This window comes from Streptomyces longispororuber, from assembly GCF_014656095.1.
Taxonomy (GTDB): domain Bacteria; phylum Actinomycetota; class Actinomycetes; order Streptomycetales; family Streptomycetaceae; genus Streptomyces; species Streptomyces longispororuber.
The window spans coordinates 21,256-32,013 of the sequence record NZ_BNBT01000099.1; the positions used below are offsets into that span (position 1 = coordinate 21,256).

Sequence of the window (10,758 nt, forward strand, 5' to 3'; positions counted from 1 at the left end):
CCTCACTGGCGGACCGCCCCCCTCCGAGACGATCATGAAGGAACCTACGGGGCCCGGCTGTCTCCCCGATTTCCCACCGCTTTCGTCGCTCTTTCGCCACCCCACATCGCCCCCACATCACCGCGACAAGGGCGCGAAAGCCCAGGTCGTTAGCGTCGGGCACTCGCGTATATCCAATGGGGGGGACATGCCGAGCAAGCTGCACGAAAGACCTCAGACGACGGCGGTGACCGGTAAGACCGCGCTGCTGCAGCGGGCGGTGCCCGGTGTCATCGGGGCGCCGGGGCTCAGGACCGCCCTGGCCGCCGTCACGGCGCGGCCCCCGGAGCCCGCCGTCACGTCGAGCCTGGAGTTCCGCCTGCTCGGCCCGGTGCGGGTCAGCCACGGCGGCTCCGCCGTGCCCCTGTCCGGCTCCAAGATCCACACGGTGCTCGCGGCGCTGCTCCTCGCCCGCGGCCGGGCCGTCTCCGACAGCCGGCTGAGCGCCGTGCTGTGGGGCCACACGCCGCCGTCGACGCTCAACTCGCAGATCTACACGTACATCTCGCGGCTGCGGAAGCGCCTCGGCCCCGGCGTCGACATCGCCCGGCAGGGCCCGGGCTACGTGCTGAACGCGCCCGCGTGCCGCGTGGACGTGTTCGAGTTCGAGGAGCTCAGCGGCGAGGGGCGGCGCGCGCTGCGGCGGGGGGACTACGCCCTGGCCGGCACACTCCTCACCCAGGCGCTCGACCTGTGGCGGGGCGAGCCGCTGGAGAACGTCACCGAGCACCTGCTGGACTCGGTGCGCCCGCAGTTGGAGACGGACCGGGCCACCGCCCTGGAGTGCCGCATCGAGGCCGACCTGGCGCTCGGCCGGCACGACCGGGTCAGCGCCGAACTCGCGGGCCTGGTCGCGCGGTTCCCGCTGCGCGAGAAGCTCCGCGCCCAGCTCATCACGGCCCTGTACCGCTCCGCCCGGCAGGCGGAGGCCGTGCGCGTCTACCAGGAGGGCTGCCGCGAACTGGCCGAGCAGCTCGGCGTGGACCCCGGGCCCGAACTGCGCTCCGTCTACCAGGCGATGCTCCGGGGCGAGATCCCCCCGCCCGCCGCCGCGCGGCCGCGCGCGACGGGGACGGCTGCCGCGCCCGCCGCGGCGGCGGCCGCCCCGTGCCTGCTGCCGCCGGACACCCTCGCCTTCACCGGCCGCCGGGCCGAACTCGACCGGCTGCGCGCGCTGCTCACCCCGCCCGCGCCCGGCACCGCGGAGTCCGCCGCCCCGCAGCCGGTGCGGGTCCTGCTCACCGGCATGGCCGGGGTGGGCAAGTCCGCGCTGGCCGTCCGCGCCGCCCACCGCGCCGCCCCGCACTACCCCGACGGCCAGCTCCACGCGGAGCTGTGCCACCCGGACGGGCGGCCCAAGTCCCCGCAGGAGGTGCTCCTCGGGCTGCTGCGCGCCCTGGACGGACCCGAGCCCGCCGCCCACCCGGAGGACGACCTGGAGGAGCTGGTCCGCCGCTACCGCTCCCGCACCGCCCGCCGCAGGCTGCTCGTCCTCCTGGACAACGCCGTCGGCGACGCCCAGCTCGGCCCGCTGCTGCCCGGCGGCCCCGGCACGGCCGTCCTGATCACCAGCCGCACCCGGCTCGCGGGCCTGCCCGAGGCCCGCACCCTGCCGGTGGCACCGCTGTCCGAGGCCGACGCCCTGGACCTGCTCGGCGCCGTCGCGGGCCGTGACCGGGTGCGCGCCGAGCCGGACGCCGCCGCGGCCGCCGCCCAGGTCTGCGACCGGCTGCCGCTGGCCCTGCGCATCGCTGGCACCCGGCTCGCGAGCCGCCCGCACTGGTCCCTGGCCCGGTTCGCCGAGCGCCTCGCCGACCCGGCGCGCCGGCTGCGCGAGCTGCGCTACGGGGACCTCAGCGTCCGCGACTCCTTCCGCCGCTCCCTGCCGCAGGTGCGCCCCGGCACGCGGAAGGTGCTGCCCTGGCTGTCGATGCTGGGCGAGGAGCCCTTCTCGGCCGCCAACGCGGCGGACGCGCTGGGGCTCTCCGAGGCCCAGGCGGAACGGGTCCTTGAGCACCTGCTCGACGTCGGCCTGGTGCAGCCCGCCCCGCCGGCCGCCGCGCACGACCGCTACCGCTTCCACCCGCTCGCGCTGCTGTTCACGGAGTCCCTCTCGCCCGCGAGCACCTGACCCGGACGTTTCCCCGCGCTCCCGGCCAACCGGCCCTGACCTGCGCGTTGTTACGAAGAGCTGACAGCGCGGCGGTCAACCGGGGGCGGGGGATCCGCCTCTGTCCGGGCATGGGGACTCACGCAGAGAAGACCGTCAGGACCCGTCGCCGCCGGCGGCTCGTCGACTATCCGCGGCGCGGGCGGCGGGGGGTGCGGCGCTGGCTGCCCTCCTGGCGGCAGTGGCTGAGCGCCTTCGGCCTGTGCGGCGGCGCCATCGGCGGGCTCTTCACCTACGTGTACGCCACCGTGGACATCCCCGACGAGAACGCCGCGGCCCAGCAGGAGGCCAACGTCTACTACTGGGCCGACGGCACGCAGCTCGTCTCCACCGGGGACGTGAACCGGCAGAACATCCCGCTCGACGAGGTGCCCGAGGCGGTGCGCGACGCCGTCATCGCCGCCGAGAACGACAGCTTCTACAGCGACTCGGGCGTCTCCCCCAAGGGCCTGCTGCGCGCGGTGGCGAACATGGCGAGCGGCGGCGACACCCAGGGCGGCTCCACCATCACGCAGCAGTACGTGAAGAACACGTACCTCTCGCAGGACCAGACCGTCACGCGCAAGGTCAGGGAGTTCGTGATCGCGCTCAAGGTGGACCGGAGCAAGAGCAAGGACGAGATCCTCCAGGGCTACCTCAACAGCAGTTGGTTCGGGCGCGGCGCCTACGGCATCGAGGCCGCCGCGCAGGCCTACTACGGCATCCCGGCCCGCGAGCTGAACCCCAGCCAGGGCGCCCTGCTCGCCGCCCTGCTCAAGGGCGCCGAGCAGTACGACCCCTCGGTGAGCCCGGCCAACCACCGCCGGGCGAAGGCGCGCTGGGCGTGGATCCTGGACCGGCAGGTCGCCATCGGCCGGATGAGCGGGGCCGAGCGGGCGACGTACCGCACGTTCCCCGAGCCGCACGAGGAGTCGCGCTCCACCAGCCTGAACGCCCACCACGGCCAGGCCGGGTACCTCGTCGACGTCGCCAACAAGTACGTCCGCCAGCGCACCGGCCTCACCGACAAGGACCTCGCCCGCGGCGGCTACAAGATCCACACCACGTTCGACAAGCGGCGGGTGCGGCAGCTCGCCCTCTCGGCGCGGCGGGTGCTCGGCCGGGAGCTCGACCCGAAGGAGCGCAAGCAGGACCGCGGGGTGCAGCTCGGCGCGGCCTCCGTGCGCACCGCGGACGGCGCCGTGCTCGCCCTGTACGGCGGGTCCGACGCGACCCGGCACTTCAGCAACAACGCGGACACCTCCGGCGTCCCCGCGGGCTCGGCGTTCAAGCCGTTCGTGCTCGCCGCCGCCCTCCAGGACGGCGTCGACACCGGCGCGGGCCCGGCCGGGATGACCCCGCGCGAGGCCCTGATCCAGGGCGGCCACGCCACCTATCTGCACCTGGGCAAGCAGGTCGGCTTCGCGCGGATGCGGGAGGTCGCCGTCGACACCGGGATGCTCCCCGCCAGCATGGGCCCCAAGGAGGACCAGTTCGCCGTCGGCACCTCGACGCCCAGCGCCATCCGGCTCGCGAGCGCGTACGGCACGCTCGCACGCGGCGGCCTCCAGCACGACCCGTACGCGGTGACCTTGGTGACCAAGGACGGCGAGGAGCTCGGCGGCCTGGAGCCGCCGCCCACCCGGCGCGCCCTGGACTCCCGCGTGGCCGGGCGGGTCGAGGACGCGCTGCGCGGGGCCGCCGCCGACAGCCTGGGCCGGGTCACCGACCGCCGCGGACGGCCGGTCGCGGCGGGCCGCACCACCGACCAGGACCGGCTGCGGTCCGCGTGGTTCGCCGGGTACACCCGCGAGGTGTCCACGGCGGTGACGCTGTTCCGCACCCGCGCGGGCGACCCGCTGCTCCAGCCGCTCTCCGGCGTCGGCGGCGCGGACTCCCGGCGCGGCAACGCCCTCACCGAGCGCGTGTGGACCGAGGCGCTGCGCGGCGTTGACCTTGCCCCTGGGTCAGGGCCGAAGGTCGAGTCGGCCGCGGCGACCGCCCCGGCCACCCCCTGATCAGCATCCGGTCGCGGAGGATGCCCACGTGAGGAACCACCCCGAGGACGACACCCGCAGGACCGCCGGCCTGCTGAGCATCGGCGCCTTCGCCCGCCGCACCCGGCTCTCGGCGAAGGCGCTGCGGCTCTACGACCGCCAGGGCCTGCTCCCGCCCGCGTACGTGGACGGGGCGACGGGCTACCGCTACTACCTGCCCGCGCAGGTCGAGCGGGCCCGCACCGTCGTGCTGCTGCGCCGCCTCGGCATGCCGCTCGCGGACATCGCGGCGGTGCTCCGGCTCGACGGCGAGCGGGCGGCGGCCGCGCTCGACGGCTACTGGGCGGACGTCGAGGAGCGGCACGCCGCCCGGCGCACCCTCGTGGGCTACCTCCGCGGCCGGCTGTCCGGAAGGAGCACGGCCATGTCTGGAACGTTCGAGGTCAGGACCGTCGAGGTGCCGGAGACCGCCGTCATCGGCGAGACCCGGCACCTGGTCAGCGACGAGCTGCCCGCGTGGATCGGCGACTCGCTGGGCCGTCTGGAGGAGGCCGCCGAGGACTGCGGCGGGATCACCGGGCCGCCGTTCGTGATCTACCACTCCGACGTCACCGAGGAGAGCGACGGCCCCGCCGAGGCGTGCGTGCCGGTCGCCGACCTCGACGCGGCCCGCGCCTGGGTCGCGGCCCGCGGGCGGGCCCGGGGCCTCACGGCCCGGATGGAGCCGGCGTACCGGATGGCGTACGTCCGGATCACCAAGGCGCAGGTCGTCTACCCGCAGATCCTGGCGGCGTTCGACGCCGTGGAGGAGTGGATCACCCAGGAGGGCCTGACGCCCGCCGGACCGTGCCGGGAGGTGTACTTCGCCGAGTGGGACGGCGCCGGCCCCGAGGACGAGGTGTGCGACGTGGCCTTCCCGGTGCGCTGAGCCCCCGCGCCGCCGCCCGCACCGCCCGCCACTCACCCCGCCGCACCGGGGTGCAAACATTCGCATGAGCGAAGAGGTGGTGCCCGGCAACAGTCTCCCCGCGCCCCGGGCACCCCGCCCGGCCTGCCCGGACCGGCCCTGACGTGCTCGTACTGCGACAGCGTGCGTTCGGTCGCATACTGGCGGATACCTGGGCTCGGGGTCGCTGTCTGCCAACCATTCCGCAGCGGTTAGCGTCTTCTCCGAAGGAGTTGACCCCGCCAGCCGAACGGATCGCCGCCCGTGGCCTCTGCCGAACTGTCGTCCCCGACACTCTCCCGAGCCAGCCGGGGCAGTGACATGCGTGAGCCGTGGTACTGGCGTCACCGCATGCCACTGATGATCACGGTGGGTCTGCTGCCGTTGTACGCGCTGTGGTGGACGGTGTTCGCCACGGGCGGCGGCGACCTCGCCGCCCAGCAGGCCTGGGCCGGCTTCGTCAAGCGGCACCCGGGCTCGGCGTACGGCCTGTTCTGGTACGGCGGCGTGCACACGGCGAACTACAGCGTCATCTCGCCGTACCTGATGGCCGCGCTCGGCGTGCGCACGGTGGCGATGCTGTCCGGCCTCGCCTCCACCTGGATGGCCGTCGCGCTGATCACGCGCACCGGCATACGAAGACCGCTGTGGCCCTCGATCATCGTGGGCTTCTCCCTGTGGTGCCAGGTGGTGTGCGGGCGCGCCACCTTCATGCTCGGCGTGGCCTTCGGCGTCGCCGCCGTGTACGCCGTCTCCGGCAAGGCGGGCCGCGGCCGGATCGCGGCCACCGTGGCCCTGGCCGCGCTCGCCGCCATGGGCAGCCCGGTCGCGGGGCTCTTCATCGTCGTGGTGGGCGCCGCCTACCTGCTCCAGCGCCGGTGGGCCAAGGCCCTCGCGCTCGTCCTGCCGCCGTTCGCCGTGGTCGGCCTGACCACCTGGCTGTTCCCCTTCGAGGGCGAGCAGCCGATGGCCTTCGTCCGCGTCTTCCCGCCGGTGCTGCTCTGCCTGGTCGTCATCCTGGCCGCGCCGAGCTCCTGGCGGCTGCTCAAGCTGGGCTCCGGCGTGTACGCGGTGGGCGTCGTGCTGACCTGGATGATCCCCACGCCGATCGGCACCAACGTCGAGCGGCTCGCGGAGCTGGCCGCCCCGGCCATAGTCCTCGCCGCGGTCCTCAACCGCGACCTGCCGCGCGCCCGGCTCTTCCACCGCGACCTGCCGCGCGTACGGCTCCTCAAGGGCCCCGGCGGGCCCGCCCGGATCTGGCGGCACGCCGTGCTGGTCAGCGCCGTCGTACTCTCCCTGATCTGGGTGTCGATCAAGACGACCGCCGACATAGTCGCGTACACGAAGGTGCCCACCTGGGCGGTGGAGACCGACGGCGTCGTCAAGGAGCTCAAGCGCCTCGGCGCCGACCGCACCCGCGTCGAGGTCGTCCCGGCCCGCGACCACCGCGAGGCCGCCGTCCTGTCCCCGTACATCAACATGGCGCGCGGCTGGAACCGCCAGGCCGACGTCGAGCGCGGCCGCCTCTTCTACGAGGGCCGCCCGGTCTCCGAGGTCAAGGAGGGCGCCTTCACCTCGGCCTCCTACCGCGCCTGGCTGAACCACTGGGCCGTCGGCTTCGTCGTGCTCTACCAGGGCGACAGCGTCCCCGACGGCGCCGCCGAGCGCGAGCACAACCTCGTGACCAGCGGTCCCAGCTACCTGAAGCAGGTGTGGCAGGACGACAACTGGCGGATATACCGCGTCAAGGACCCGGTGCCGCTGGTCGACAAGCCCGGCTCCCTGGTCACCGCCGACGGCGCCAACATGACCGTGCGCATGCCGACGGCCGGCTCCGTCGTCGTCCGCGTCGCCTACTCGCCGTGGCTCTGGGCGGAGGGCGCCTGCCTGCGCAAGGACGGCGACTTCACGCGCCTGACCGTCACCCGGCCGGGCGACGTGCGCATCGGCTCCGACTACACCGGCCCCTCCGGACCCCAGCCGCGCTGCGCGCCGGGCGACAAGGACTGACCACCGGCCTCCGGGCGAGCACCCGACGGGCGCCTCGTACACACGACGAAGGGGTGGGGCGAGCCTTCCGGCTCGCCCCACCCCTTCGTCGTGTGTGGACCCTGGTCGCCCCGGCCGTCAGCCGACCCGCGTCAGCTTCGTGCCGAAGCTCGGCTCCGCGAGGTCCTTCTGCACCGCCACCGGGACCTTCACGGCGCGGCTGGTGCCGTCGCCCACCGACAGGACGCCGATCCTCGTGCCCTTCTTCGCGGTGTGCGGGACGTCCTTGCCGCCGTCCGTCAGCTCCAGCTTCGCGGTCAGTCCTGACCAGCCGACGGCCTTGACGTCCTTGGTCGCGACGACCGGCGTGGTGCCGCCGAGGCCGTCGTCCACCTCGCCGACGACGGCGCCCTTGCGCACCACGGTCTTCGCCGTGAGCGCGTCCTGACCGGCGCTGATGAGGTCCTTGACGACCTTGGTGACCTGGTCGATGTTGGCGACGCCGTTGGACCCGAACTGGGCCAGGGCCGCGCCGATGATCACCTGGGACTTGCCGCCGACCCGCTTCTCCGCGGCGAACAGGATGTTGCCGCCCGCGGCCGTGGTGGTGCCGGTCTTGATTCCGATGGCGACGGTCGGGACGAGCCCGAAGTAGTTGTCCTGCGTGTCGCCGTTGAGGTCCTTGTACTCGGGCTGGCGGGCGATCTCCTTGAAGGTCGGGTTCTCCATCGCCACCCGGCCGAGCTTCACCAGGTCCTCGGCGGTCGACACGGTCGTCTTGTCGAGGCCGCTCGGGTCCGTGTAGTGGGTGTTCTTCATGCCGAGTTCCTTGGCCGTCTTGTTCATCTTGGCCACGAACGCCTTCTCGTCACCGCCGCTGTCCCAGCGGGCCAGCATCCGCGCGACGTTGTTGGCGGACGGCAGCATCACGGCCTGCAGCGCCTCGTACTGGGAGATCTTCTGCCCCTTGGTCACCTTGACCACGGACTCGTTCTCCGGCTTGCCCTTCTCGTAGTGGCGCTGCGCCTCGGCGTCGACGGTGAGCGTCCTGCCCTCCGTCCCCTTCTTGATGGGGTGGTCGCGCAGGATGAGGTACGTCGTCATCACCTTCGCGATGCTCGCGATCGGCACGGGCTTCTGCGCGCCCGAGGTGCCGAAGGTCCCGATCCCGTCGACGTCCATGGCGGCCTGGCCGTCGCTGGGCCACGGGATGGAGGCCTTGCCGCCGCCGAAGGAGAACGTGTCGTCGGCGGTGAGGGTGAGCTTCGGCTCGGGCAGCGGGCGCACAGCCTGTACGACTGCAAACACGACCACCAGCAGGAGCACCAGCGGCGTCCAGATCTTGACCCGCCGTACGACGGTGCGGACCGGGGTCTCCGGGGGCGGCGGCGTGTTGGTCAGCTCGGCGAGCAGGTCCAGCGGGGGCTTGGGCGGCAGCGGTTGCTGGGTGGTCCGCTCGGCCGCCTCGGGCGCGGGCGCCCCGGCCCGGGCCTGCGGGGCGGCGGCGCCCTTCGCGGTGCCGGACCCGGGGGCGTCCTGAGCCTTCGCGGCACCGGCCCCGGCGGCGTCAGGGGCCTTGGGGGCGCCCTGCGGCGGCGCCTTGCGCTCGGGAGTGGGGCGCGGCTCGTCGAGCGACTTCAGCGCGACGAACTTGCTGGTCCGCTCGGCGTCGGACTCGGCACTCCGGGGCTTGCCGCCGGGCTTGTCGGCCTTGGCGTCGGGCCTGTCGGCCTTGGCGTCGGCGGGGTCGGCGGGCTTGCCGGTCTTGCCGTCACCGGGCCCGGCGGGCTTGTCGCCCGCGGCCGGGGCGCTCGTGGCGGGCTTGTCCGGCGTCGCGGCCTTGCTGCCCTTGGCCTTGCTGTCCGCGGCAGCCTTGCCGCTGTCGCCGGGCTTGTCGCCGCCCAGCTTGAGCATGGTGGTCGCCTGGTCCACCGCCGGGGCGGGCCGGACGGTCTTGAACACGGCCGTGGCCTGGTCGACGGGGCGCTTATCGGAAGCGCTTTCGCCGCCATCGCCGTCGCCGGGGGTGTCGCCGTCACCGGAGGTGTCGCCCTTGCCCGCCTTGGCGACCTTCACGCCCTTGGAGGGCTTGGGGATCACGGGGGCCTCGTCGTCCGCGGCGGCCTCGGGGCCCGGGGCGCCGCTGTCCGCCTTGGTGCTCTCGGTGCCCTTGGCGCCCTTGTCCGCCGTGCTGCTCCTGCCACCCTCGTCGGTGCCGTCGGTGTCGCCGCCCTCGGACCCGGCCTCGTCCTCCGGCTCGGCGTGCGCCCAGGACGGCGCCTTGAACGCCGTGGTCGCCTTGTCCACGGGCCGCTCACCGGCGGCGTCGGCGGAGGCGCCGGAGCTCTTGCCCCGCACCGGGCCGGTACCGAACACGGCGGTGGCCGTGTCCTTCTTCGGCTCCCCGGCCTTCGGCTCCTCGGCGGCGTCCGCGGCGTCCGAGGCCTCCCCGGCATCCGGGACGTTCGAGGCCCCCGAGTCGCGGGAAGCACCGGAAGAACCCGAGGTCCCGGCAGCGGAAACGTCACCGCCGGCCGGAGGATCACTCGCCTCGTCGTCCGCGTCGTCGTCGGCGCTCGCCACCCACGCGGCGACCGCGGCCCGCAGCCGCGCGTCCCCGTTGGCCCGACCGGCCCCCGCCGGTGGGGTCGTGGGGGGCGGGACGGTCACGTCGTCGTCAGAGGCGCCCCCGCCAGAAACCGTCTTCGACCTGTCGGGGTTCTCGCCCGCCACCGATTCCTCCTCGTACTCGTACTCGCCGTACTCGCCGTGCTCAGCCGCGCCCATCGGGGTCCGGACCCGCTGTCCGAACCATGTACCAGTGTCCTGTGTGAGGGCTTAACCCCCGTGGTAGACGAGAACGACATACCTACTGGTTCCCGTACGTACCGCCCACGCGCTCTCGACAGACCAATGTGAGAGGGGTCACCCTGTCATTCATCCACGCGGGGAGGCATGGATGGGCAGGAGCCGCAGAACAATTCCGGAGGAGCTTCTGCTGCTCGCTCTGGACCCGGCCACGGGTACCACAGCGCAGCCGCAGTCGCTCGACCTCGGTCTGGCCGGAGCACAGCTAGTGGAGCTGGCACTGGCCGGACGGATAGCCCCTGACGGGGATCGTATCGCCGTGGTGATGCCACGGCCGACGGGAGATCCGACTCTGGACTCCGCACTGGAACTGCTGCGCAGGCGCGGCAGCCCGGTCCGGGCGGTCCACTGGATCGGCGGGCCCCGCCTGGGGCTGCGCCAGATCTACCTCTCGCACCTGGAGCGGTGCGGCATGGTGCATGCCGTGGCCGGCCAGATGTGCGGGGTGCTGCCGACGACTCGCTACCAGGCGACGGACACGGCCATCAGCCGGGACATCAGGGCCCGGCTGGACTCGGCGATCCGCACCGGCGTACCGCCGGACCCGCGGACCGCGGCGCTCGCCGCGCTGGCCCACGCGGTCGGCCTCGGCAAGCACCTGTACCCGGGCAACGAGGGGCGCTCGTCCCGGTCCCGGCTGCGGGACCTGATCCGGCACGACCCGATGGGCGGCCTCGTGGCGCACGCCGTGATGGACGTCCAGAACGGCGTGGCGGCGCAGCCGCGCCGCAGCCCCGCGGCGACGGGGCAGGGCGGCGGCGGCCGGC

General features: G+C 73.8%; 6 protein-coding genes. 5 read left to right on the forward strand and 1 reads right to left on the reverse strand.

Features of this window, described 5'->3' with window-relative positions:
* The first annotated feature begins 187 nt into the window (after positions 1–187).
* The 4 genes from IE330_RS25840 (at position 188) to IE330_RS25855 (ending at position 7,144) form a co-directional block, all read left to right on the forward strand.
* The gene (locus IE330_RS25840; protein ID WP_190138521.1) at positions 188–2,170 is read left to right on the forward strand and encodes an AfsR/SARP family transcriptional regulator; all 1,983 of its coding nucleotides are present in this window, start codon (positions 188–190) and stop codon (positions 2,168–2,170) included.
* A 110-nt stretch (positions 2,171–2,280) separates the two neighbouring features.
* The gene (locus tag IE330_RS25845; RefSeq protein WP_190138522.1) at positions 2,281–4,206 is read left to right on the forward strand and encodes a transglycosylase domain-containing protein; all 1,926 of its coding nucleotides are present in this window, start codon (positions 2,281–2,283) and stop codon (positions 4,204–4,206) included.
* A gap of 28 nt (positions 4,207–4,234) precedes the next feature.
* The gene (locus IE330_RS25850) at positions 4,235–5,113 is read left to right on the forward strand and encodes a MerR family transcriptional regulator (RefSeq protein WP_190138523.1); all 879 of its coding nucleotides are present in this window, start codon (positions 4,235–4,237) and stop codon (positions 5,111–5,113) included.
* Positions 5,114–5,482: 369 nt separating this feature from the next.
* Positions 5,483–7,144 carry a DUF8823 domain-containing protein gene (locus IE330_RS25855; RefSeq protein ID WP_190138524.1) on the forward strand — a complete coding sequence of 554 codons (1,662 nt, stop codon included), beginning with the start codon at positions 5,483–5,485 and terminating at the stop codon, positions 7,142–7,144.
* Positions 7,145–7,261: 117 nt separating this feature from the next.
* Here the strand turns inward: IE330_RS25855 and IE330_RS39220 are convergent, their stop codons facing one another.
* Entirely contained in the window at positions 7,262–9,910 is a 2,649-nt protein-coding gene (locus IE330_RS39220) for a D-alanyl-D-alanine carboxypeptidase (protein ID WP_229925927.1), read from the reverse strand.
* Positions 9,911–10,082: 172 nt separating this feature from the next.
* On the opposite strand from IE330_RS39220, the gene IE330_RS25865 reads away from it, so the two are divergent.
* Positions 10,083–10,758 (forward strand): GOLPH3/VPS74 family protein (locus IE330_RS25865; RefSeq protein WP_190138525.1); only part of this gene is annotated, 676 nt, incomplete at its 3' end.

Excerpts from the sequence above, each read along its gene's own strand:
- IE330_RS25840 (WP_190138521.1), top strand. The coding sequence starts at position 188 with ATGCCGAGCAAGCTGCACGAAAGACCTCAGACGACGGCGGTGACCGGT.
- IE330_RS25855 (WP_190138524.1), top strand. The coding sequence starts at position 5,483 with ATGCCACTGATGATCACGGTGGGTCTGCTGCCGTTGTACGCGCTGTGG.
- IE330_RS39220 (WP_229925927.1), bottom strand. The coding sequence starts at position 9,910 with ATGGGCGCGGCTGAGCACGGCGAGTACGGCGAGTACGAGTACGAGGAG.
- IE330_RS25845 (WP_190138522.1), top strand. The coding sequence starts at position 2,281 with ATGGGGACTCACGCAGAGAAGACCGTCAGGACCCGTCGCCGCCGGCGG.